This is a genomic window from Propionispira raffinosivorans DSM 20765, assembly GCF_000381065.1.
Classification (GTDB): domain Bacteria; phylum Bacillota; class Negativicutes; order Selenomonadales; family Selenomonadaceae; genus Propionispira; species Propionispira raffinosivorans.
The window spans coordinates 134,756-157,630 of record NZ_KB905843.1 but is presented as its reverse complement, the minus strand read 5'-3'; the positions used below and the strand labels follow the sequence as shown (position 1 = coordinate 157,630).

The 22,875-nt window shown below is 38.9% G+C and carries 23 protein-coding genes and 2 tRNA genes; 17 read left to right on the top strand and 8 right to left on the bottom strand.

The window, feature by feature from the left end:
• Window positions 1-85 precede the first annotated feature (85 nt).
• Window positions 86-1,504, bottom strand: a complete 1,419-nt coding sequence (locus F606_RS0105760; protein WP_019552926.1) for a DASS family sodium-coupled anion symporter — start codon at window positions 1,502-1,504, stop codon at window positions 86-88.
• A gap of 271 nt (window positions 1,505-1,775) precedes the next feature.
• Here F606_RS0105760 and ilvB point away from each other — a divergent pair, with 271 nt between their 5' ends.
• From ilvB to rbr, 3 genes are all read left to right on the top strand, one after another.
• Window positions 1,776-3,467: a biosynthetic-type acetolactate synthase large subunit gene (ilvB, locus tag F606_RS0105755; RefSeq protein ID WP_019552925.1), complete on the top strand. Its 1,692-nt coding sequence runs from the start codon at window positions 1,776-1,778 to the stop codon at window positions 3,465-3,467.
• The gene (ilvN, locus tag F606_RS0105750; protein ID WP_019552924.1) at window positions 3,464-3,964 is read left to right on the top strand and encodes an acetolactate synthase small subunit; all 501 of its coding nucleotides are present in this window, start codon (window positions 3,464-3,466) and stop codon (window positions 3,962-3,964) included. Before ilvB ends, ilvN begins: the two co-directional genes overlap by 4 nt.
• A 223-nt stretch (window positions 3,965-4,187) precedes the next feature.
• Complete coding sequence (rbr, locus tag F606_RS0105745) at window positions 4,188-4,721, top strand: rubrerythrin (RefSeq protein ID WP_019552923.1); 534 nt, start codon at window positions 4,188-4,190, stop codon at window positions 4,719-4,721.
• A 98-nt stretch (window positions 4,722-4,819) separates the two neighbouring features.
• Here the strand turns inward: rbr and F606_RS0105740 are convergent, their stop codons facing one another.
• The 4 genes from F606_RS0105740 to F606_RS0105725 are packed head-to-tail and all read right to left on the bottom strand — an operon-like array spanning window position 4,820 to window position 7,008.
• On the bottom strand, window positions 4,820-5,188 hold the full coding sequence (locus F606_RS0105740) for a hypothetical protein (RefSeq protein ID WP_211210036.1): 369 nt from the start codon (window positions 5,186-5,188) through the stop codon (window positions 4,820-4,822).
• A gap of 37 nt (window positions 5,189-5,225) precedes the next feature.
• Window positions 5,226-6,032, bottom strand: a complete 807-nt coding sequence (locus F606_RS0105735; RefSeq protein WP_019552921.1) for a Cof-type HAD-IIB family hydrolase — start codon at window positions 6,030-6,032, stop codon at window positions 5,226-5,228.
• Window positions 6,033-6,061: 29 nt separating this feature from the next.
• Complete coding sequence (locus F606_RS0105730) at window positions 6,062-6,814, bottom strand: DeoR/GlpR family DNA-binding transcription regulator (protein WP_019552920.1); 753 nt, start codon at window positions 6,812-6,814, stop codon at window positions 6,062-6,064.
• 14 nt (window positions 6,815-6,828) lie between these two features.
• Complete coding sequence (locus tag F606_RS0105725) at window positions 6,829-7,008, bottom strand: DeoR family transcriptional regulator (protein ID WP_019552919.1); 180 nt, start codon at window positions 7,006-7,008, stop codon at window positions 6,829-6,831.
• Window positions 7,009-7,383: 375 nt separating this feature from the next.
• Here F606_RS0105725 and F606_RS0105720 point away from each other — a divergent pair, with 375 nt between their 5' ends.
• From F606_RS0105720 to F606_RS0105705, 4 genes are read left to right on the top strand one after another with little or no spacing between them, the layout of a single operon-like run.
• A complete protein-coding gene (locus F606_RS0105720; protein ID WP_019552918.1) occupies window positions 7,384-9,294 on the top strand; it encodes a sigma 54-interacting transcriptional regulator in 1,911 nt (636 codons plus the stop codon).
• Window positions 9,295-9,313: 19 nt separating this feature from the next.
• Complete coding sequence (gene trmB / locus F606_RS0105715) at window positions 9,314-9,961, top strand: tRNA (guanosine(46)-N7)-methyltransferase TrmB (RefSeq protein ID WP_019552917.1); 648 nt, start codon at window positions 9,314-9,316, stop codon at window positions 9,959-9,961.
• A gap of 44 nt (window positions 9,962-10,005) precedes the next feature.
• Window positions 10,006-11,169 (top strand): FtsW/RodA/SpoVE family cell cycle protein, encoded by a 1,164-nt coding sequence (locus F606_RS0105710; protein WP_019552916.1) that lies wholly within the window; start codon window positions 10,006-10,008, stop codon window positions 11,167-11,169.
• A 32-nt stretch (window positions 11,170-11,201) separates the two neighbouring features.
• Window positions 11,202-11,600 (top strand): secondary thiamine-phosphate synthase enzyme YjbQ, encoded by a 399-nt coding sequence (locus F606_RS0105705; protein ID WP_019552915.1) that lies wholly within the window; start codon window positions 11,202-11,204, stop codon window positions 11,598-11,600.
• A gap of 42 nt (window positions 11,601-11,642) precedes the next feature.
• On the opposite strand, the gene F606_RS0105700 is transcribed toward F606_RS0105705, so the two are convergent.
• Genes F606_RS0105700 through F606_RS0105690 form a run of 3 tightly spaced genes read right to left on the bottom strand, consistent with a single transcriptional unit; the run spans window position 11,643 to window position 13,071 of the window.
• Window positions 11,643-11,834: a type II toxin-antitoxin system Phd/YefM family antitoxin gene (locus tag F606_RS0105700; protein ID WP_019552914.1), complete on the bottom strand. Its 192-nt coding sequence runs from the start codon at window positions 11,832-11,834 to the stop codon at window positions 11,643-11,645.
• Between the two features lie 33 nt (window positions 11,835-11,867).
• A complete protein-coding gene (locus tag F606_RS0105695; protein WP_019552913.1) occupies window positions 11,868-12,098 on the bottom strand; it encodes a hypothetical protein in 231 nt (76 codons plus the stop codon).
• A 16-nt stretch (window positions 12,099-12,114) separates the two neighbouring features.
• The gene (locus tag F606_RS0105690; RefSeq protein ID WP_019552912.1) at window positions 12,115-13,071 is read right to left on the bottom strand and encodes a magnesium transporter CorA family protein; all 957 of its coding nucleotides are present in this window, start codon (window positions 13,069-13,071) and stop codon (window positions 12,115-12,117) included.
• Window positions 13,072-13,494: 423 nt separating this feature from the next.
• Between F606_RS0105690 and F606_RS0105685 the strand changes: the two genes are divergently transcribed.
• The 10 genes from F606_RS0105685 to kdpA all read left to right on the top strand — a co-directional run bounded on the left by F606_RS0105685 (window position 13,495) and on the right by kdpA (window position 22,862).
• A tRNA-Ser gene (locus tag F606_RS0105685) sits at window positions 13,495-13,583 on the top strand.
• 27 nt (window positions 13,584-13,610) lie between these two features.
• A tRNA-Ser gene (locus F606_RS0105680) sits at window positions 13,611-13,699 on the top strand.
• A gap of 263 nt (window positions 13,700-13,962) precedes the next feature.
• Complete coding sequence (locus F606_RS20680) at window positions 13,963-15,780, top strand: diguanylate cyclase (RefSeq protein WP_019552911.1); 1,818 nt, start codon at window positions 13,963-13,965, stop codon at window positions 15,778-15,780.
• A 123-nt stretch (window positions 15,781-15,903) separates the two neighbouring features.
• Complete coding sequence (gene zwf / locus F606_RS0105670; protein WP_019552910.1) at window positions 15,904-17,430, top strand: glucose-6-phosphate dehydrogenase; 1,527 nt, start codon at window positions 15,904-15,906, stop codon at window positions 17,428-17,430.
• Entirely contained in the window at window positions 17,423-18,142 is a 720-nt protein-coding gene (gene pgl, locus F606_RS0105665; protein WP_019552909.1) for a 6-phosphogluconolactonase, read from the top strand. The genes zwf and pgl overlap by 8 nt, the downstream gene beginning before the upstream one ends.
• A 33-nt stretch (window positions 18,143-18,175) precedes the next feature.
• Window positions 18,176-19,606, top strand: coding sequence for an NADP-dependent phosphogluconate dehydrogenase (gene gndA / locus F606_RS0105660; RefSeq protein ID WP_019552908.1), 1,431 nt, complete (start codon window positions 18,176-18,178; stop codon window positions 19,604-19,606).
• Window positions 19,607-19,653: 47 nt separating this feature from the next.
• Entirely contained in the window at window positions 19,654-20,154 is a 501-nt protein-coding gene (locus tag F606_RS0105655; RefSeq protein ID WP_019552907.1) for a ferritin family protein, read from the top strand.
• Between the two features lie 225 nt (window positions 20,155-20,379).
• Complete coding sequence (locus F606_RS0105650) at window positions 20,380-20,886, top strand: hypothetical protein (protein WP_019552906.1); 507 nt, start codon at window positions 20,380-20,382, stop codon at window positions 20,884-20,886.
• 148 nt (window positions 20,887-21,034) lie between these two features.
• Complete coding sequence (locus F606_RS20675; RefSeq protein WP_083923956.1) at window positions 21,035-21,154, top strand: potassium-transporting ATPase subunit F; 120 nt, start codon at window positions 21,035-21,037, stop codon at window positions 21,152-21,154.
• A gap of 1 nt (window position 21,155) precedes the next feature.
• Complete coding sequence (kdpA, locus tag F606_RS0105635) at window positions 21,156-22,862, top strand: potassium-transporting ATPase subunit KdpA (protein ID WP_019552904.1); 1,707 nt, start codon at window positions 21,156-21,158, stop codon at window positions 22,860-22,862.
• The last annotated feature ends 13 nt before the right edge of the window (window positions 22,863-22,875 follow it).

Here is a 22,875-nt window from a genome sequence, read left to right as displayed (position 1 = left end):
TGGACGGCATTCCTTTATAAAAAATAAAAAGCCGAACGGGCGCTTATACCGTTCGGCTGAAGGGATATCAATATAAGGTTGGTTATTACCAATAACCGAGAATTTTCCACCATACGCCGCCGACACCAAGCCAGATGACAATATGCATAAGGGATACTCCAAAGCCTATTTTCCACCAGGTTTTTTGATCTACATAACCTGCACCGAAATATACGGGAGCAGGACCTGTACCAAAATGTGTTAAACAACCACAAATATTAGATGCGATTGCTACAACAAAGACGGAAATAAAAGCTGGTGCGCCCGCAGCGGCACCGAGAGTGATAAGGGCTGCATACATTGCTGTTACATGGGCGGACATGCTGGCAAAGAAATAATGGCTGTATAGATAAATCACAAAAGAGAGTACAACAGCTGTCAGCATACCGACACCAACCATTTGATTTTCTAAAAGACGAGAAAACCAAGGAATGAAACCAGTTTTGTTCAAATAATCCGACATGGTGATAACACTGCCGACCCAGACCAGTGTGTCCCAAGCTCTTTTTTCACTAATAACATCATTCCAGCTGAGTACGCGTGTTAAAAGCAAAATGGCTAACCCCATAAAAGCAATCAGAGTAACTTCTATTTTGGTAATAGAAGCCGTTGCCCATAATGCAAGTAAGAATACAAAGACGAACAGCAAATATTTTTCACTGCGAGACATTGGACCCATATCCGTCAAGGCTTTGGCGGCGATGACTTTTGCCTCAGGTGTTTCTTTTATTTCAGGTGGATAGACTTTGTAAAGTACATAAGGGATTGCTAGCAAGGCAACTGTGCCAGGAACTACGGCGGCAACAAACCAGCCGATCCAAGTGATATCAACATCTAAAACTTTTTTGGCAATACCAACAGCAATCGGATTTCCAACCATGGCTGTTAAAAACATTGCCGATACGACTAAATCTAAATGAAAAACGCAAACAACTAAATATGCACCAATTTTTCGAGCTGATTTACCAGGATATGAATCAAATGCTTCCGCAAGACTTTGGACAATTGGAAAAACCAAACCACCGGCTCGAGCTGAATTCGAAGGAATTGCCGGTCCAATAATGAGATCACTGAGTGCCAATGAATAAACCAGTTTTAAACTGCTGTCCCCGAAGGCACGCATTGTTATGTAGGCGATTCTGCGCCCTAGTCCGGTAATGATGAAAGCTCTGGCTAAGATAAAAGCCGAAACAATTAGCCATACTGTACTACCACTGAACGCTGACAGTACCTGTGGAAATGATAATGCTCCGGTTAAGGCAGCAAAAACCATAGCAACAAAAGCGACCGTTCCTAATTCGACTGGTTGTAACATGAAACCAACGACAGTTCCCATAAAAATAGCGAATAAACGCCAAGCCTGAAGGCTCAATCCTTCTGGTACAGGTATTAACCATAGAACGAGGACTGTACCTAATGTTAGGATAATAGCTGGTAGTTTGCTTTGTCCGAAAAGTTTTTTCATATGCAACGCTCCCTGATACAACGAATTTTTAAAATGTATGAAAATTCGCTTTATAAATTTTATTAATTAAATCATATAAAAATAGCGGAGTAATGTAAAATTAAAAAATTTTATAGGGGATGATTGCATAATTTAATAATGATAGGTATTGCAGATTTTGTTAATATACAAATCTGCTTGTATAAGAAACAAAGAGTGACATAATGTATAAAAATAGTATATAATATAATGAAAATACTGTGATAGTGTAAAGGAGGGGCTGCTGTTGAGAATGAATGGTGCTCAAGCAGTGATTGAAAGCTTAAAAAAAGAAGAGGTAGATGTTGTATTTGGTTATCCAGGCGGAGCTGTTCTGACTTTATATGATGCAGTATATAAAATGGGTTTTAGACATATCCTGACGAAACATGAACAAGGTGCTGTACACGCTGCTGATGGCTATGCGCGAGCAACGGGTAAAGTAGGTGTCTGCATTGCAACATCTGGTCCTGGTGCAACCAACCTGGTTACAGGGATTGCAACAGCCAATATGGATTCAATTCCGCTTGTTTGCATTACCGGGCAGGTTGGAACATCTTTTATTGGTAAAGATTCATTTCAGGAAGCGGATATGTGTGGTATTACAACGCCCATTACAAAACATAATTATCTTGTGAAAAATGTTGAAGAGCTGCCACGCGTAATGAAAGAGGCTTTTTTTATTGCCCGGACCGGACGTCCAGGGCCGGTTGTGATTGACATAGCCAAAGATGTTTTTGCGGCTGAGTTTAATTATATATATCCGACCAGTGTAAATCTCAAAGGGTATAAAGGTGAGTTTAACGGCAATGAAGCTGAGATAGAGGTGGCTGTTGAAGCGGTGAAAGCTGCAAAACGCCCCTTGTTTTTTATTGGTGGTGGTTTGACATTAGCTGATATGGGAGCTGAATTGCAAAAAATAATTGACCAGACAGGTATTCCGGTTACAACTACATTGATGGGGCTGGGCTGTATACCGGCTTCTTATGATGGGAATTTAGGTATGGCGGGGATGCATGGTTCTTATGCATCCAATATGGCTATTATGGAATGCGATCTTTTAATTGGGATCGGTATACGTTTTGATGACCGTGTAACAGGGGTTATTGCTGAATTTGCCCCTAAGGCAAAAATTGTTCAATTTGATGTAGATCCAGCTGAGATCAATAAAAATATTCCGGTTACTTATAAGGTAGTGGGTGATCTGCGTTGGTCACTTCCCATTTTTTCACGTAAAATAAAATCTCTTTCGGATGATTTTAAAGGCATATTTTCAGCGTGGCGTATGTATGTCATTGGTCTATGTAGTAAAGTACCTTTTTCTTATAAGCAAGATACCGGTTGTATTATGCCGCAGCAACTTATTGAAAAAGTGAATGAATTGACCGATGACGATACGATTGTTGTGACGGATGTTGGACAGCATCAGATGTGGACTGCACAGTTTTATAAATTTGGCAAAGCAAGGAAATTACTGACATCAGGTGGATTGGGTACGATGGGATATGGTCTCCCTGCTGCGCTTGGTGCTAAACTTGGCCGACCTCAAAATACGGTTGTTTTATTTACTGGTGATGGCAGTATTATGATGAACTGTCAGGAAATGGCAACTGCTGCTGATTATGATATTGATGTAAAAATAATAGTTTTGCACAATCATGTATTAGGTATGGTGACACAATGGCAGCGAATGTTTTATGGAAAACGATATTCGCAGTCACGGCTGAATGGGAAGACTGATTTTGTGAAACTAGCTGAAGCAATGGGGGTGACTGGGTACAGGATCAATGAATTGGCTGAACTAGAGGTTATCCTGAAAAAAGCACTCTCCCATAAAGGACCGGCCTTGATTGATGTTCTGCTGCCGGAGGTGGAAGATGTACTGCCAATGGTGCCTGGCGGTAATCGGCTTGATCAGATGGTACTGGGGAGGGAGATTCAATGAAAAAATATTTATTAGCTGTTTTAGTCGATAATAAGCCAGGGGTGCTTACACATGTTGCTGGTCTTATCAGTCGTCGTGCTTTTAACATTGAAAGTATTGCGGCTGGCTATACCGAAGAGGTGGACGTGACAAGGATTAACATTGTTGTATCCGTAGATGATCAGCTGGAACTTGATCAAGTGGTTAATCAGCTTTCAAAATTGATCGATGTGATCAAAATAGTTAATCTCAGTGAAGTCGATTCGATTAAGCGGGAACTGGTGATGATCAAGCTTAAAGCAACGCCGCAGACGAGAGCTGACATCATAAATATTGTTAATATTTTTCGAGCGAAAATCGTGGATGTGAACCGTGAAAATGTTGTTATTGAACTGACGGGAGAACAAAGCAAAATCGATGCGATTTGTGAAGTTTTGGCTGAATATGAAATTATTGAAATTGCCCGGACCGGTGCTATTGCATTGTCGAGAGGTCCGATTCCGGCGAAAGAGGCCTAAAAAAAGGATTTCAATTGACATCAAGTTTTGAAAATACTACAATAAAAAGAGATCTAGAATACTTGCTTTGTGGATTCTTTATAGTGCAACTTCGAAGCAGATGACTTAACGGTTTAATCAATCAATATATAGAATGATTCTTTTTGAATCATTCTTATATGTATAGTTTGCTCTATGACCATAGCGGTTATAGAATAAAATGAAATAAAAAGGGGAGATTTTAATGGATTTAAAAGGTTCACAAACAGAAAAAAATTTATTGGAAGCATTTTCAGGCGAATCGCAGGCAAGAAATAAGTATACGTATTATGCAGCAAAAGCCAAGCAAGATGGCTTCGTTCAAATTTCAAACCTTTTTACAGAAACTGCGGGCAATGAAAAAGAACATGCGAAAATTTGGTTTAAATTAGTTCATGGGATTGGAACGACAACTGAAAATCTAAAAGATGCTGCCGCAGGTGAACATTATGAGTGGACTTCTATGTATCCTGGTTTTGCAAAAATCGCCAAAGAAGAAGGCTTTACCAAAATTGCCTATCTTTTTGAGGCCGTAGCTAAAATTGAAAAAGACCATGATGAACGCTACAATCTCTTGCTGACCAATGTTGAAGAAGACAAAGTTTTTACAAAAGATGAGAAAGTAATATGGCAATGTGCAAATTGTGGGTATGTTTCTGTAGGTACAACTGCACCGGCAACTTGTCCCGTTTGTGATCACCCACAAGCTTTCTTTCAAGTTGTAGCGAAAAATTATTAATATATAATAAAAATGGTAAGATTTCGCTTGTGAAATCTTACCATTTTTATTATATATAACGAATAAACGAATACCGATGGATAAAAAATTAATTCATTTTACGAAATGAATTTTACATAACAGATATAAGCGAATAGGATACAAGCGGCGCCTATCGTGACTAACCCTGCTTTATCAAGATATGGACTAAATTTTTCTGGTATATTGACATGTTTTCGCACATAGATGGAAATGAGCGATAATGCAAGCAGTACATACATGAGCAGACTCGGTGTATCCAGTTCTGACCAGCCTAAAGCTAAAATAAATAGATTTAAACAGATGATGGCAATGAGCCAAAAATCGCGTCCGGGGCGACCTTTTTTTGTTGGAGTTTCAACTGGTTTTGTAATTTTTTGTTGAATGCGTTTCGATAATCTTGCCATAGAGGAAATCACCAATCCTTCAAAATGATCTATCTTAGTCATAAGACTATCGTTATTATACCATAAAGTATGGACATAATTAACGTAAACAATATTTTTCAATTGCGGCGGCGACTCCATCGTTATCATTTGATGCTGTTATAGCAGCTGCATGGATTTTGACAGCATCAGGAGCGTTTCCCATTGCAATTCCAAGTCCTGCGGATTCCAGCATGTCGATATCGTTATAATTGTCACCGATGGTCATAATTTCTTTTGTGGCAATAGAGCCGATATTAGCCAAATATTTTATAGCGTTTGTTTTTGAGGCAGAGCTGGGGACTATTTCTAAATAGGTTGGTTTTGAACAATAACTGGTTATGGATTTTGCAGCAAGCGAATTTTTTAAAGTTTGAATAATTTCGGGGGCAGCCATGCATAAAAGTTTATTAGGTCCAGTTTTTTGGCTATTCCATTGGGTTAAGAGCTTAGCGAAAGGCTGTATTTCAGGACGAATTCCGGTGATGTCGCTTTCCTGCCTTGACCAGACGTCATTTTTTTCGATATACCAGGTATCTTCTTTATAGATACTAAGATGAGCTTGCAGCTTTTTTGCCGCAGCATAAATGCTTTGAACGTCAGTTGACGGTAGTATTTCCTGGTGCAGAATATTTTGTTTTTTGTCTAAAATTAAAGCACCGCTGTAACTGATAATCGGGAACGCGATACCAAGTTCCTTTTGTAGAAAAATGATTCCTTTTGGCATTCTTGCTGAAACAAGGATAATGGGAATGTTTTTTTCTGTGACGACTTTTTGAATGGAATCTTTTACTGGCTGTGTGATTTTGTGCTTTGAATTTAAAAGCGTTCCATCGATATCAAGGCAAATCATTTTGTAAACAGACATAAAAATCAACTCCTCTATTATTGAATAAATCAGACCACGATAACTTGCACTTTATGCAGCATAAAGTTGCGTTTCATATCAAGCGGTGGTTCCTCGTTCGTGATAAGAATATCAATTTGTTCCCAACCGGCAGCTTTATGGTAACTTGTGGCATTGAATTTTTCAGCTTCGGCTAAAACGATGACACAATCAGATTTTTTGATAACAGCTTTTTTTATGAAGGCATCTTCTTCATCGGTGTAGTATAAACCCTGTTTATTGATCGTTGCTGTACCTAAAAATGCAGCATCAAAATGCAGGGAATCAATATAGTCCGTACAGCCCGGATGATAAAAAAAACGATTTTGGGGTTGCAATGAACCGCCCGTAGAGGCAACTTGAACGTGTTCTTTTTCCGACAATACTTCCACATTATCTAGAGAATGTGTGAGTACCCAAATTGGTTTTTCAATTTTTTGCGCTAAGAAACGGACAGCCGTTGAAACATCAAAAAAATAATGACCATTTTTTTGAATAAATTCATAAGCTTTTTGCGCAATCCTTTCTTTTTCGGCAGAGCCTTCTTGCAAGCGCTCCCGATATTCTTTTATTGAATTTTTTAAGACAGGCAGACTGATACCGCCATAGGTACGTGTAACGGTACCTTGTTCTAATAACTTTAGAATGTCACGTCTGGCGGTGTCGCGTGAAACGTGCAGTTGATCACAAATCGTATGGATTGACATCTTCTGATGTTCTTTTAGGTAGGTGAATATGGCGAGTAAGCGCTCTTCTTGATGCATAAGAAACCTCTTTTCTATAATATATGGATATGGTTTTTATTTACGACGACTTGTTTTTGTTCTAACAGTTTCAAAATGTCACTTCTTGCTATTGTACGCGAGATTGATAATTGATGGCAAATTGTTTGGATTGACATTTCTTTGTGTGTTTTTAGATAATTAAGAATAATCGACAAACGTTCCTCTTGCGACATATGAATCATACTCCTTACTTACAACATGCTTATATTATAAGCAATTATAAGTTTAAAATCAATAATATATAAGTAAATATAAGTTTATTTCGAAAAAAGTGTTTGCTGGAATGCTGAAAAAGTGATTTTACACGTTTTTTTGTAAACTTTTTTCGTGAATGAATTGCCACTGGGATAAATGATTGGTACAATGTAATATACACAAGTATGCGTGAAACACAATTTGCGGAAAAAAGATAGCTGGAAATCATTTTATTCGTGTAAAGCTCGGCTGCTTTTCAATGTAAAAAAAGTTCAAAGAGCGATGGCTGATGGAAAATCGTATTATAGATCGTTCCATTAAATTATAGTTTCACGTTGGTAGGAGGAAAATACATGATTAGAGAACAACGTAGTAGGACAAAGCTGGAATCCTATTATAAAAAGTATCAGGAAGAAGGTATTCTTGATCCGAATGTTCATCCGTGGGTTGCTCAATCTTGGCAAAAGAGCAGACAATACCAGGTGGGAACAAAAACAATGTCCACGCAAAATCGTTTAGACAACGCCGTTTTTACTGAATATCAGAAAAAACATAAAAATGCAATTGACTATCTCAGTCAATTTAGTGAGGAAATTAGAGAGTTTTTTCAAAAATACAATTTGAGTCTGCTCTTGATTGACGCAGACTGCAATGTATTAAAGAGTTATTCGCTGCCGTTTTATCAAAAAACACCAGGAGAAATCGAAGGCGTACAGGTCGGGATTGCTGATGTTGGCACATCGAGTATTAGTATAGCCCATGAACATAAAATGCCATTTTGGCTTTTTGGACCGGAAATGTGGGTAGAAGAATGTCAATTGGGAGATGCTTGTTCGGCACCGATTCTTGTAAATGGAGAGCTCGTATATATTATTACACTTGTTTCTGTTGAACATGAAACCTTGCCACAAGATGCAGTGATTTCGTTGATGCTGACGATGAAGCATGCACTAGAAACACATCTTAGCTTGTCGCTGCGTTTAAAAGCACAGGAAGCGATTTTGGATTCGACGCCATTTGCAGTGTATCATGTGATGCCAGGCGGCGATGTAGCCTATGCTAACAAGCTGGGATTAAGCCGCTTGGCGGGTATCGGTGCACATAAAAAAGATAGTCCGTTCATGAATCTAAATGATGTAGTGCTGAATTATCGACATACACCAATTTATAAAGGTTTTAGTGGCGTACCATCTTATAATAAAGAAGTAACTTGGATTACAAAAGCAAAAACCTACGAAGATATTACAACGGTTGTGCCGCTTGAACGCGATCTGGATCAGGCTGTGAGCAGTGTGGTCGCGGTATCAATGCCAATTGAAGATCTGCGAACTTTGGTAGCACATGCCGCAGGCTATACTGCGAAATATAGTTTGAGTTCTATGGTCGGAGAAGGCTCTTTGTTTGGCGCGATGAAGGAAAAAGCGGCACGTGTAGCACGTAACAAAAATCATATATTGCTGCAAGGTGAGTCAGGGACTGGTAAACAGAGGATGGCGCATGGCATACATCAAGCCAGTGCTCGAGCTGCTGGCCCACTTATTTCAGTTCGGTGCGGTGATGCAACGCCGGAACTTTTAGAACAAGAATTGTTTGGTGTATCCTTGACACCAGAGGTCAGCCATCAGGGGAAGCTCGAACTGGCTAATGGTGGAACGCTCTTTATGGATGAAATTGAAAAAATACCGAAACCATTAGCTGTTACTTTAGCCAAGGCATTACTTTCACAGCAGATGTATCGTATTGGTGAACGTGTAGAACGCACGATTGATGTGCGCATTATCGCTGCCTGTGACAGCGATTTAAAACGTCTTACCGAGCGTGGATTATTTGACAAAACGCTCTATGAAATTGTGGCTAAAAGTGTGATACGTGTACCAGCACTTAGAAGTCGCCGTGAAGATATCCCTGTGCTGGCGGAACATATTGTTAGTGAATTGGCATTGCAGCATCAAATGAAAGAAAAAGTAATTTTGCCAGAAACGGCAGAAGTTTTAAAAAATTATGATTGGCCAGGTAATATCAAACAAATGCAGGGTGTTTTGGAGTATGCATTTTTCAATACGAAAGATGATGTGATTTGCCCAGATGATATCAATTTGATGGGGGATATCAAACCGGATAACAAATGGAAAGAAGATCGCGATGTTTTTGTGAAAGCTTGGCAGGCTGCTGGTGGCAATGTAAGTCGATTGGCAAATCTGCTGAATGTAAGTCGTGTGACATTGTATCGTTATCTGAAAAAATATGGATTAGAAAAATCATAATTAAAGGGGATAGAGGATTTTGCGTTTAAGGAAAAAGCCTTGGATTGATGAGGCAATTTTGGATTTCAGTGATTTTGTTTATATTGATGAAGCCAAAATCGGCGAGGCCGAAAAAGGAAAATGGTGTGATCTGTTTGGGAGGCAGGCACCCATTCAAGTGGAACTTGGCATTGGTAAAGGAACTTTTATCAGCCAGATGGCACTGCGTTATCCAGAACTTAATTTTATTGGAATTGAAGCGCAGCAGGATGTCCTTTATTATGCGGCAAAAAAAGTTAAAGAGTTGAATCTTACAAATGTCAAACTGCTTGTTTTTGATATTAATAATATTGAAGGAATCTTCGGCGAAAATGAAATTGATCGTTTTTTTGTGAACTTTTGTGATCCGTGGCCAAAATCCCGCCATGCGAAACGCCGCTTGACACATATTGATTTCTTAGCGAAATATCGTAAATTGTTAAAAGAACATGGAAAACTTTTTTTTAAAACAGATAATCGTCCATTATTTGATTTTTCGTTAGAACAATTTGAATTGGCACATTTAAAAGTGGATGCATTGACTTTTGATTTGCACAATAGTGGTATGACCGATAATATTATGACTGAATATGAACGTAAATTTAGTGGATTCGGTGAAAAAATAAACCGTTGTGAAGTTTCATTTTAAGTGAGTTTAAAGGCTGAGAGTGGATGGAAATTGGAGGCTTATATATGCCACGTCAAAAATTTTGGGTGAACAATACGGAAGCGGTATTAGTGATTATGAGCATATTGATTGTTATTGGGACAATCAATGTATTTAGTGCTAGCTTTGTTCTAGCGGGAACGCAGTTTCATAATCCTTACTATTTTCTGACACGGCATTTGATTAGTCTGACAGTTGGAATTACAGCACTGGTTTTTACAATCAAAGTAGATTACCGTCGTTGGCGAGGGGGCGTGCCGTTGTTGTTTGCGGTTACTCTTATCGCGTTAGTGTTGGTGTTGATCGTTGGTGTGGAAGTGAATGGGTCTAAAAGATGGTTGAATCTCGTAGTGATGCAGTTTCAACCATCAGAACTCGCAAAATTGGTTTCTATTTTAATGGCTGCGGCTTATTTAGGTCCGCGAATTGATAAAAAACTGGAAATTCGTGTATTTACGACACCAATGTTTATGCTGCTAGTTTTGTCAGCATTGATTGAATTACAGCCAGATTTGGGAACAGCGGCACTTGTATTTGGTATTCCCTTGATATTGCATGTTTTAGCAGGGCTGGAATGGAAGTGGCTCGGTATTTTAATAGTGCCGGTCGTTTTGATTATAATTGGTCTGACGATTTTACAGCCGTATCGACTTGAACGCATGAAGGCATGGATTGATCCCTGGCCTTACCAGCAAAATCAAGGCTATCAAACAGTGCAATCGATGTCCGCAATTGGATCAGGCGGCTTTTTCGGTGTAGGATTAGGTGAGGGGACCGGAAAATACTCTTATTTACCAGAAGCACATACTGATTTTGCTTTTGCGATTTTCTGTCAGGAAAATGGCTATCTAGGTGCGATTTTTTTAATTTTTTTACTTTCCCTTTTGACTTTTTACGGCGGGAAAATTGCGAACCAAGTGCAGGATGGGTTTGGTAAGATGATTGTCAGCGGCGTGCTGATCCTAATTGTTGGACAAAGTGTGGCCAATATTGCTATGGTAAGCGGGATCTTGCCGGTTGTTGGTGTACCTTTACCCTTTATCAGTTATGGCGGGACATCCTTAATTATTAATATGGTAGGAATCGGCTTACTGGTGAATGTTGGACAATATGCGACAAAACATCCTAAACAGGTGACAACAGAAGATGTTGTGCCGACTCGGACACGGCTACGCCTTGTGAAGAAATAAACGATTGTATCAGATTGAAAGGGGCAGGGATCATGATTTATGAATTTCAATTGGAGACACCGCGGGAAGATTATATTAATATAACTGGCCAAGTACGAACTGCACTGCGTAAAAGCGGTATTCAGGACGGGATGTGTATTGTTTTTTGTCCACATACAACAGCGGGGATTACAATTAATGAAAATGCTGATCCTGATGTAGTTGAAGATATGTTATTTGCTATGAGCAAGATGTATCCAGACCGCCTGGAGTACAAACATGCGGAAGGAAATACAACCGCCCATCTTAAGGCGGGATCGATTGGCAGTAGTGTCACAATGATCATAGATCAGGGAAAGTTAATTCTTGGTACATGGCAGGGTGTTTATTTCTGTGAATTCGATGGTCCAAGGTCACGTAAGTTTTACGTTAAAATTTTAGAATATGCATAAAAAAACTGGCTCCTCTTAATAGTGGAGCCAGTTTTTTATGCTTTATTTAGTTGTATTATTATTTTTTTGCAATAGGAAAAGCTGCCTTTTTAATTCATTATATTCAGCTAGTGAGAGTAAAACGGCATTTTTATCATTGGCACGCTGAATGATAAAAACTTCTTTTTCATCATGCGCTTTATTGGCATAAATCGTAAATTCATTTAAAAATTCGGAGGAAGAAACAGCAAGCATAACAATCGACTCCCTTTGTTTTGTGTCGGCATATTAGCAGGATGATCTGCCAAAACGAGGATGACAGGCAGGTTTGAGGCTTAGTTTCCGAACAAGCGTGAGCGCTTCGGTCAGACTAATATCTTGCCGCACGGCACTTTTTTCAAATATGCAGACCGGTTCAGCGAGACCAATCTCACTGGCAGGCATATAAACATATTCTTGGTTCATTGTATCGCCATAAATAGTGCCGACTTTTAATTCGGCTGCTACCATAACACTCATAAAAATCACCTATTTTCTAAAACATATCTTTGCGCCATAAGACAAACGCACAAAGCGAAGTCAGTACTATGGCAATAATTGAGACGTACAGGAATCCGTTGGGGCCAGCTGAAGCGAATGGAATATCAACATTCATGCCAAAAAAACTTGAAATCACAGTTGGAATTGCCAGCATGATAGTCATGGATGCTAAAAACTTCATAACCAAATTCAAGTTATTGGAGATGATTGAGGAGAATGTATCAGCAAGCCGCGAGAGGATTTTACTATACATTTCAACCATCTCTTTGGCCTGTTTATTTTCGATAATGACATCTTCTAACAGATCCTCATCTTCTTCATACATTTTTAAAAAAGCTTGTACATTATGATTCGAACATAAGCGTAAAAGTTTGTCAAGTACGGCCCCATTGGAACGAAGTGCTGCATTAAAATAGGTCAATCCTTTTTGCAGCTCCAATAAGCGCAGTATTTCTCGATTTTTCATAGAATTACGCAGCTTTTGTTCTATTTCATCAGAGATTTTATTCATTTGCCGTAGATACCGTAAATAAAAAGTTGCTGATTTATAGAGAATCTGAAATAAAAACCGCGATTTTTTGTATGTACGGAAGGTTCTGGATGTTGTTTCATTAAATTCTGAAATAACAGGCGTATCTTCTAAACATACGGTGATGACATAATCAGTGGTGACAATAATAGCCAATGGTAAAGTATCGTAACTGTCGCGTCCACGCATTACAGGTACATTTGTTAAAACCATAACACAATTATCTTCAACATCGGTATGAGAACGTTCTTCATCATCTAGGGCTGATTTCAAAAAGTCAGGTTCTACTTCAGTCAAATTTCCTACGACTTTTAATTCATAAGGGGTTGGGGCGATAATATTGATCCAAGAACCTTTTTCGAGAGTTTTTAAACTAAGTTCCTGCAATGGACCACTTTCTAATGACTTATATATTTTTAGCATAGTGTATAACTGCTCCCTTCGCAAAGAAAATCAGTCATCATTCTGCTAAAAAGCAAAAAATAGCAAGAAAAATGACGAAATTCGGCGATATTTTTTTGTTTTTAACTTAGACCGCGAACTAGGGTGGTCTGCGTCCATTTTTCTCACCAACCTTTGATATTTCATAGATTACATTAAAATATTACTCCCTGAGCAGGCATTAGTCAATATATCTTCTGCTAGAATATCAGATTTCAAGTCATTTAATGAAAATTTTACAAAAAATAAAGATAAATTTAGAGGAATAAGTAAAAAAAATCGAGATAAGACGCATTGCTTGAGCTATCATAGGTTATTTATGGCAAATAATTAAGTTGAAAAAATATTTTAAATAAAAATTTGACAAATAAAAATAAAATTTGGTATAATGTTATAGTACGTTACGGAGAGGTGTCCGAGTGGTTTAAGGAGCTGGTCTTGAAAACCAGTGATTCCGCAAGGAACCGTGGGTTCGAATCCCACCCTCTCCGCCATTTTTTTATAAATATGATTCGTATCATGGAGTGGTACTCAAGTGGCTGAAGAGGACGGTTTGCTAAATCGTTAGACGCGCAAGCGTGCGAGAGTTCGAACCTCTCCCACTCCGCCATAATTTAAACATCTAGGACTTTGGGTTTTGCCCAAAGTCCTTTTTAGTATGCAAATTTATATTTTATAGAAATTTTCGGCTAAAGCATATGAGTTTATTTAGAGGTATTTTCTTTTTAATAGAGAAGATTTACTTTGTTAGTACTATATGAACGGATTAAAAAAATAACGAGTTGGCGCGTTTCGTAAAATTACGAGTAACATGGCTTATTAACTGACTTACATACAAGATTATTGGATCTTTAGGGAGGAAGTTGTGAAAGCATGGAGACATATCAACGATCGATGAAAAATCAAATTCGTTATTTATTTATTATTCTTATGACGATGATGATTGCAGTGGTGAGTTTTATTGCTTTTTATTATTGGAAATTGTCGATTGATGATATGGTTATGAAAATTCAGGAAGAAGCGAACGATGCTATTATACATGAAATAGAAAATTTCATTACAATTCCTTTAGATATGAATGAAAGGAATAGTTTGTTTATTAAAAGCGGTCTTGTTGATATAAATAGTGCAAATAATCGAGAGGACTTTTTTTCAGGAGTTATGCAAACGGCACCCTTAAATGTGTATAGTTTCAGCTATGGGACTCGCACGGGTGAGTATTATGGTGTAAGGCGCAATCACGAAAATCAGTTAGAATTTATGAAAAGCGATAAAACGACACAAGGGCATTCAAAATATTATGCGGCAAATGATGATTTTAGTGAAGGTGAATTGCGATTGACATTAGGTGCATTTGATCCGCGGACTAGAAGCTGGTATCAACTTGCCGAACAAACACATAAACCAATCTTTTCTCCTGTGTATAAACATTTTATTATGCACGATCTGGCACTTTCAGCTTCGTATCCTATTTATAATGTAACGGGCGACTTAATGGGAGTTATGGGAACTCATATTCTTTTATCAGAAATGAACCAGAAGCTAAAAGAAGTAGTCCGTGACAAAAATGCGATTGCTTATATCGTAGAAAAAAATTCCGGCGAACTGGTTGCCAATACCGAAGATGAATCAAATTTTGTTGTAGATCAGGCAGGGACGATTGATCGAATCGACAGTATGCAGATTAAAAATAAAATTATTCACACAGCGCTGGAAAACTATCATGAGGATGAAAAACCTGAGTTTATGGAAGATACGACAAAAGGACAATGGTATATCAAAATATCTGAATTGAAAAAAAACGGTTTAAATTGGTTGATTATTATGGCGATGCCAGAAGATCATTCTATTGTTGAACTTAAGCAAAGTATTATTTTTTCGGTATTTTTATCTGTTTTGACGATTATCATTGCAATTGTGATCTGGACAAAAAAAATAGATCAATATTTAAGGCCGATTTATGAATTGATTTCTATTACGGAAGAATATGGGTTAGGTGATTTTTCGAAGCGAGCCAATATATCCAAACGCGATGAGGTTGGTAAGTTAGGGTCAGCATTTAATAAAATGGCAGAGGAATTAGAAGTACTGATCAATCATTTAGAAAATAAAGTTGTTGAACGAACGCAAGAATTGGAACGAAGAAATACAGAACTCGCAAAAGCGAAAGAACAGATGGAGCTTTCTGCTCAGACCGATTTTTTAACAGGGTTATATAACAGGAAATTTATTATACAACAAATTGAAACGGAAATAGAAAATTTCGGGACTAAATATGATGGGTTTGCCATTGTTATGATGGATCTGGATTATTTTAAAAAAATAAACGATGAATATGGACATGATTGCGGCGATTTAGTTCTAAAAGATACTGCTATGATTATGCAGCAAGTAGTTCGTAAGCAAGACTGTGTTTCTCGTTGGGGTGGTGAAGAATTTTTAGTATTTTTGCCAAAAACAACGTTAATACAGGCGATTGAAATTGCTGAACTGCTGCGGAGTGGTATAGAGGAACATGCATTTGTTTGTAAAAAAACACCGTTGAAAGCGACGATGACTTTAGGGATTGCTATGTACAAAGACGGGCTTAGCTTGGATGAAGTAATTAAAAATGCAGATATTGCCGTGTATAAAGGGAAAAAGAATGGACGGAATCAAGTATGTTGTTTCGAACAATTGGCAGAGCATTAATATACAGCCTTTGTAAAGTTGCTCTTGCATAAAATTAGCAAAGTGTTAAAATAAAACTATATAATAATTATTATTGATTAGCAAAAAATTTTATCTTACAAAGGGAATAAAGGAGAGTTTCATATGAATAAATCTTCGCAGATGGAGCCAGTCATTATTGTTTTATTTGGAGCGTCGGGTGATTTGTCAGCACGCAAGGTAATTCCTGCTTTATATAATTTGCATCTTGATGGTTTATTGCCACAGCAGTATGCAATTGTTGGTGTAGCGAGAAGTTCTCTGACTGAGGAAACGCTTCGCGAGCGCTTTCGGCAGGGTGTTGATCAATATTCTCGGCGGGGACCTGCCAAGGACCAGGAATGGGATGCTTTTGCGGAGCATCTTCATTATATACAGTCGAGCTATGATGAACCAACGCTGTATGATCGCTTGACGAAACTTGGTGATACTGGATGGGAAACACCACCCAATATTGTCTTTTATCTAGCGACACCGCCCAATTTATTTACCATTGTTATTGATCAGTTAGGACGCTTTTCGGAACTTCAGGGTGATATCCGCTATCGTATTGTCATTGAAAAACCATTTGGCCATGATTTGCATTCAGCTAAAGCTTTAAATCAACGATTACTGCAAGTTTTTGAAGAAAAGCAGATTTATCGGATTGATCATTATCTAGGCAAAGAAACCGTGCAGAATATTTTGGCATTCCGTTTTGGCAATGCCATGTGGGAGCCTATTTGGAATCGAAATTTCATTGATCATGTGCAAATTACCGTATCGGAAAAAATTGGTATTGGTCGTCGCGGCCGGTATTATGATTCAGCCGGTGCTTTGCGGGATATGATACAAAATCATTTGATGCAGCTTTTGTGCTTAATTGCTATGGAAGCACCTACGGAATTTACAGCGGATCAAATTCGCAACAAAAAAGTAGATGTCATGCATGCAATTCGAGCTATTAATAAAGCAGACGTTCCGGCTTTTGCCGTTCGGGGGCAATATGGACAAGGCTGGATGGATGGACAGCCAGCGCAAGCCTATCGCTGTGAAAAAGATGTCGATATTAATTCTAATACTGAAACCTTTGCAGCTTTGAAATTATTTGTGGATAACTGGCGTTGGCAAGGCGTTCCTTTTTATTTGCGGACTGGTAAATGTATGCCTGGTCGTGTTTCGGAGATTTCACTGCAATTTAGACCAGTGCCGCATCATCCGTTTGCTCATTTAAATACGCAGGTTTTTCAGCCAAATCGTTTAGTGCTGCAAATTGAACCGAATGAAGGGGTGGTTCTTAGAACTCAGGCCAAAGAACCGGGAATGGGGATGAAATTGAAACCAGTTGATATGAGTTATTGTTATCAAGATGTATTTCATCAGGCATCACCGGATGCGTATGAAACATTGCTGGTGGATATCATGCGTAATGATCCGGGGCTGTTTATGCGAGCGGATCAGGTTGAAGCTGCATGGAGTGTAATCGATCCAATCTTAGAGGTGTGGAGCGAAAATACGGAACTTAATTTCCCAAATTATCAAGCGGGGCAATGGGGGCCGCCTGAAGCGGAAAGTTTAGTTGCACAAGATAGACGTACGTGGCTTTTACCAATTTCTTTTGAACCGAAACGAGGAGGTTGTTCTGTTGAATAAAATTTATCAAAATATGAATGAATTATGTGTGGCTGGAGCAAATTTATTTGTGGAAGAAGCGCAAAAAGCGATTGTGGCAAGAGGCCGTTTTTCAGTGGCTCTTTCTGGCGGTTCCACGCCGCGCCGATTATTTGAAGAGATTGCGAAAAAAGAGTGGCATGAAAAATTAGATTGGCAGCGAATTTTTGTCTTTTGGGGCGATGAACGTTTTGTTCCTGCGGATGATGCCCAGAGCAATCAAAAAATGGCACGGGAAAGTTTACTGCGTTACGTGCCAATTCCCGAAGAAAATATTTTCCCAATTCCGTTTGCGGAAACGCCTATAGAATCAGCAGAAAAATATGAAGAAGTTCTTAAACAATTTTTTCCGGATTCATGGCCGCAAATTGATCTTATTTTACTAGGCTTGGGCCCAGATGGACATACAGCCTCTCTATTTCCTGGATCAGATGCCTTAAATGAAGAGACCCGCTGGGTTTGTCCGTCTAAAACAAAAGTGCCGGGGCCGGAACGAATTACATTGACTTTTCCTGTTTTAAACCGGGCGGGTCTTGTCTGTTTTATGGTAACTGGAAAAGAAAAGGCAGAAATGGTAAAACAAATTTTAAAACCTGTTTCGACAGAATTAAATTATCCAGCTCAGCGTATTCAACCGCTAACAGGCCAGTTGATTTGGCTGCTTGATCAAGCAGCAGCTCAGCTTATTTCTTGAAGTTTATAGAATAAAAAAATAGAGGTGGATGGTATGGATAAAAAATATGATATCGGGCTGATTGGTTTAGCTGTCATGGGGCAGAATTTGGTTTTGAATATGAGCAATCATGGTTTTGCTGTTGCTGTTTACAATCGGACAGCTGGTAAAACAGATGAATTTAAACATACAACAGCTGTATCGGATATGATTGGGGCAGCCTACACAATTCCAAATTTTATCAAAATGCTTAAAAAACCGCGCAAGGTTATGCTGATGGTAAAAGCGGGTGCACCAGTGGATGCTGTCATTTCTGAACTTGTTCCTTATTTAGAAGCAGGCGACATTATTATTGATGGGGGAAATTCGTTCTTCATGGACACCCAGCGCCGTTATAGTGAATTGGCTGATAAACAGATTCGGTTTATTGGTATGGGGGTTTCTGGCGGTGAAGAAGGGGCTCTTAATGGACCTAGCCTCATGCCGGGTGGTGATCTTTCAGCTTATGAGGAAGCTGCTCCTATTTATCGGACGATTGCTGCTCAGGTAATGGATGGACCCTGTTGTGCGTATATTGGTCAAGGCGGAGCTGGCCATTATGTGAAAATGGTGCATAATGGCATCGAATATGGAGATATGCAGTTAATCAGTGAAGCCTATTACATTATGAAAAAAGTTTTAGGCTTAACAGCGGCTGAAATGTATCAGGTTTTTGATGAATGGAATCAGGGAGAACTGAATTCTTATCTCATTGAGATCACACGTGACATCTTCTTGAAGCAAGATGAAAAAACAGGTAGACCGTTGCTCGAGATGATTTTAGATAAAGCCGGACAAAAAGGAACAGGTAAATGGACTTCACAAAGTGCCCTGGATCTTGGCGTTCCGGTACCGACCATTACGGAGGCTGTCTTTGCCAGATGCATGTCTTCGTATAAGGATGAACGCATAGCTGCATCAACTGTTTTAATAGGTCCTGAAATCCACTATACGGGTGATCACAAAAAATTGATTCAGGCCATTCATGATGCGCTGTATGCATCAAAAATTTGTTCTTATGCGCAAGGTTTTGCTTTGCTAAAGGCCGCAAGTGCTGAATATAAATGGGATTTGAATTATGGCGATATGGCGCTGCTATGGCGGGGCGGCTGTATTATTCGGGCTCAATTCTTAGATCGGATCAAAGCGGCTTTTGTGAAAAATGCTAAGTTGACCAATCTTATGATGGATCCATTTTTCCAGGATATCTTGAGCCGAATGCAGGATAACTGGCGTTTGGTGACCACGATCTGTAAACAGCAAGGCATTCCGGCACCAGCCTTTAGTGCCTCCTTAGACTATTACGACAGCTATCGACAGTTGGTATTAAGTGCCAATATGATTCAAGCCCAGCGAGATTATTTTGGCGCTCATACGTATGAAAGAACCGATACAAAGGGGATTTTTCATACGCAGTGGCTAGAGGGAGCAGTTCATCAAGATTAGCCGACGTTTTCAGAAAAAATAGAACGATAAAAAAGAGGAGAATTTATATGGATATTTTTGCTTATGCACTCAAAATGGAGCTTGATGGTGAAGCCTATTATACTGAGCTGGCTAAACATGCTGGTTATAAAGATCTAGAAGTTGTTTTCCTGGATTTAGCGGAGGCTGAAAAACGTCATTACGAAATCATTAAAGAGGCAAGAGATGCGGGGCATTATACGCTTACGCCAGGTCCAATGCCAACGATTCCTAATGTCTTTGCTTTTCCCGATGAACTCAAAGAAAAATCGCCGGAATGGCTGGCTCAGTGGAAAAAAGAACAACTTGATGTCTATCAGGCCGCTCTTTTAAAAGAACAACAAAGCGTTACGCTTTATCAAGATTTGAAAACAAAGGTAGTTACGGTAGAAGAAAAAGATATTTGCGAGCGTTTGGCTTTAGAAGAAACAAAGCATGTCCATGTCATCGAGGATCTTATTGAAATGCTCAATCATGTTAATGATTGGGTTGAGGCAGCAGAATTCAACCCTAAAGATGATGCCTATTAAAAATAACGAATATGTTATATAAGCAGGCTGTCAAAAACCTTATTTGTAAAAATAAAGCTGCTTCAAACAAGATGAAAATCTAGTTGAAGCAGCTTTTTTCATATTTGTCCATTTGATAATTCTTTAGTTGGTAAAAAGGAGTTTTGCTGGTTTTGCGTAAATAATACGATAGGAGATATAGCGAGCCTTGCGCACAATTCTATTTATTTAGAGGAGGGATGGAGAATGAATAAAGCTTATATAATGCAGCAGGTTTGGCGATTTTTATTTTGTTTGGTTCTTTTATTTGCTGGCAGCAGTATCGCCCAGGCAGATTCTTTGTTGCCGAGTACCCGCTGGGCGGGCTATATGAATTATACGAATTCCAGGTTTGGTTATTCCATCGAGGTCCCTAATTCTTTTGTTTTGATTTTTAAACCAGATAATGCCGATGGTGCTATTTTTAAGGACAATACTTTTAATCGAAACCTGCGAGTATATGCTACGTATTTTAATACAGCGTATGAAGAGCAGCTTAAAAATTTACATGGAAAAGTAACATACAGCGATCTGCAAGATGATTGGTATGTGATTTCCTGGCTGGATCAAGGTATGATTTATTATAAAAAAGTATATTTCACGAAAGAAGAATCGGCGGGATTTATCTTAGAATATCCGGTTGGTGAAAAAGAAATGATGGATGAAGTAGTGAATCATATTGCTGAAACATTAACTCCAAGATGGAAAAAATAAAGGCTATTTCTGTTGATGTACCGAAGCTGACCGCCAAATTTTATGGTGGTCGGCTTTTTTTGCATGGTATTTTGGCGGATAATCTTTACACTTTCTTTATATAAATGGAATCATTATTGACGACATCTTTACGGAGAATGGATTTATAATGAGAACAAGCAAACGAAAGGGGCTCAGGGGTATGGATGATTTATGGCTGGCAGCTATTTTAGCTGGAGGAATATTTGTTTATTTAGTTTATGTCTTAATGAAACCGGAGGAATTTTAACATGTTTAGTGATATGACGTTATTTGTTGTTTTTGCAGTTGTACTTGTTGCAATAGCTTTGCCATTAGGTCGCTATATGACCAATGTATTTTTTGGCGAAAATAAAATCGTTGGTAAGTTCTTTTCACCAATTGAACGAGTTTTTTACCGTTTGACTGGTGTGAATGAAAAAAAAGAAATGAATTGGCGGCAATATGCCACAGCTCTTATACTATTTAATGTATTTGGTGCAGCTTTTTTGTTCTTTATCCAATTGACCCAACAGGGTCTGCCACTTAATCCGCAAAATTTCGGATCTGTGGAAACTTGGCATTTAGCACTAAATACGGCGATTAGTTTTATTACCAACACGAATTGGCAGGCTTATGGCGGGGAAGCTACATTAAGCTATTTCACGCAAATGACCGGTCTTACCGTGCAAAACTTTTTATCAGCGGCAACGGGGTGTGCTGTGGCTGTTGCTTTTATCAGAGGATTAACAAGGAAGTCAACAAATCTGATCGGGAATTTTTGGCTTGATCTGGTACGCTTTACAGTACGAGTTTTATTACCAATTTCCATTGTTTTAACGCTGTTTTTTGTACAGCAGGGTGTGATTCAAAATTTTGATACGTACCAAACGGTACAAACACTCGAGGGTGCAGAGCAAACAATCGCGATGGGACCCGTTGCATCACAAGAGGCCATTAAAATGCTAGGTACGAACGGGGGGGGATTTTTTAATGCAAATTCAGCCCATCCGTTTGAAAATCCAACACCACTGACCAATTTTGTGCAAATGCTGGCAATGTTTGTGATTCCGTTAGCACTTGTTTTTATGTTTGGTAATGTGGCAAAAAATAAAAAACAAGGTTATGCGATTGCCGGCGCGATGTTTTTGATGTTTTTCATAATGTTGGGCATTAATTACAGTAGTGAGATCAATGGCAATCCAATCATTGCTCAAATGAATATCAGTGAACCGACTTCTTTTGAAGGGAAGGAAGTTCGTTTCGGAATGGGAAGCTCTTCTTTATTTACAACAATCACAACGGCTGCTTCTTGTGGTGCAGTCAATAATATGCATGATAGTTTAACACCGCTTGGTGGATTAGTGCCGCTCTTACAAATGATGTTAGGTGAAATTGTTTTTGGCGGCGTTGGTGCAGGCTTTTATGGCATCATGGTTTATGTTTTGATTACGGTGTTTATTGTTGGCTTGATGGTCGGACGTACACCGGAATATTTGGGGAAAAAGATTGAAGCGAAAGAAATGAAATTCGTCATGCTAGCCTTACTCATACCATCAGTTACTATTTTGCTGTTTAGCGCAGCAGCATCCGTATCGGATGCTGGTTTGGCGGGGCTAAACAATGATGGGCCGCATGGGCTGAGTGAGATTTTATATGCCTTTACGTCAGGCACGGCAAATAACGGCAGTGCTTTTGCTGGATTAACGGCCAATACAGTCTTTTATGATCTGAGCCTTTCCGTCGCTATGCTGCTGGGGCGGTTTGGGGTCATTGTGCCACTTTTGGCAGTCGCCGGCAGTATGGCTGAAAAGAAAATAGCACCGAGTGGGTTAGGTACGTTTGAAACAACTGGTTTCACGTTTATGATTTTACTGGCAGGTATTGTTTTCATTATTGGTGCACTTACCTTTTTACCGGCATTGGCATTGGGGCCTATTGTAGAACAGGTTCTTATGATACAGGGAATAACATTTTAAAGGAGCTATAGAA

Bases quoted from the DNA above. Each gene is read 5' to 3' on its own strand.
- F606_RS0105720 (WP_019552918.1), top strand. From the start codon at position 7,384: ATGATTAGAGAACAACGTAGTAGGACAAAGCTGGAATCCTATTATAAA.
- F606_RS0105690 (WP_019552912.1), bottom strand. From the start codon at position 13,071: ATGCTAAAAATATATAAGTCATTAGAAAGTGGTCCATTGCAGGAACTT.
- rbr (WP_019552923.1), top strand. From the start codon at position 4,188: ATGGATTTAAAAGGTTCACAAACAGAAAAAAATTTATTGGAAGCATTT.
- F606_RS0105650 (WP_019552906.1), top strand. From the start codon at position 20,380: ATGAATAAAGCTTATATAATGCAGCAGGTTTGGCGATTTTTATTTTGT.
- kdpA (WP_019552904.1), top strand. From the start codon at position 21,156: ATGTTTAGTGATATGACGTTATTTGTTGTTTTTGCAGTTGTACTTGTT.
- F606_RS0105760 (WP_019552926.1), bottom strand. From the start codon at position 1,504: ATGAAAAAACTTTTCGGACAAAGCAAACTACCAGCTATTATCCTAACA.
- F606_RS0105700 (WP_019552914.1), bottom strand. From the start codon at position 11,834: ATGCTTGCTGTTTCTTCCTCCGAATTTTTAAATGAATTTACGATTTAT.
- ilvB (WP_019552925.1), top strand. From the start codon at position 1,776: ATGAATGGTGCTCAAGCAGTGATTGAAAGCTTAAAAAAAGAAGAGGTA.
- F606_RS20675 (WP_083923956.1), top strand. From the start codon at position 21,035: ATGAGAACAAGCAAACGAAAGGGGCTCAGGGGTATGGATGATTTATGG.
- F606_RS0105725 (WP_019552919.1), bottom strand. From the start codon at position 7,008: ATGTCGCAAGAGGAACGTTTGTCGATTATTCTTAATTATCTAAAAACA.
- F606_RS0105695 (WP_019552913.1), bottom strand. From the start codon at position 12,098: ATGAGTGTTATGGTAGCAGCCGAATTAAAAGTCGGCACTATTTATGGC.
- F606_RS0105655 (WP_019552907.1), top strand. From the start codon at position 19,654: ATGGATATTTTTGCTTATGCACTCAAAATGGAGCTTGATGGTGAAGCC.
- gndA (WP_019552908.1), top strand. From the start codon at position 18,176: ATGGATAAAAAATATGATATCGGGCTGATTGGTTTAGCTGTCATGGGG.
- F606_RS20680 (WP_019552911.1), top strand. From the start codon at position 13,963: ATGGAGACATATCAACGATCGATGAAAAATCAAATTCGTTATTTATTT.
- F606_RS0105730 (WP_019552920.1), bottom strand. From the start codon at position 6,814: ATGCATCAAGAAGAGCGCTTACTCGCCATATTCACCTACCTAAAAGAA.
- F606_RS0105740 (WP_211210036.1), bottom strand. From the start codon at position 5,188: ATGACTAAGATAGATCATTTTGAAGGATTGGTGATTTCCTCTATGGCA.
- ilvN (WP_019552924.1), top strand. From the start codon at position 3,464: ATGAAAAAATATTTATTAGCTGTTTTAGTCGATAATAAGCCAGGGGTG.
- zwf (WP_019552910.1), top strand. From the start codon at position 15,904: ATGAATAAATCTTCGCAGATGGAGCCAGTCATTATTGTTTTATTTGGA.
- F606_RS0105735 (WP_019552921.1), bottom strand. From the start codon at position 6,032: ATGTCTGTTTACAAAATGATTTGCCTTGATATCGATGGAACGCTTTTA.
- F606_RS0105705 (WP_019552915.1), top strand. From the start codon at position 11,202: ATGATTTATGAATTTCAATTGGAGACACCGCGGGAAGATTATATTAAT.
- F606_RS0105710 (WP_019552916.1), top strand. From the start codon at position 10,006: ATGCCACGTCAAAAATTTTGGGTGAACAATACGGAAGCGGTATTAGTG.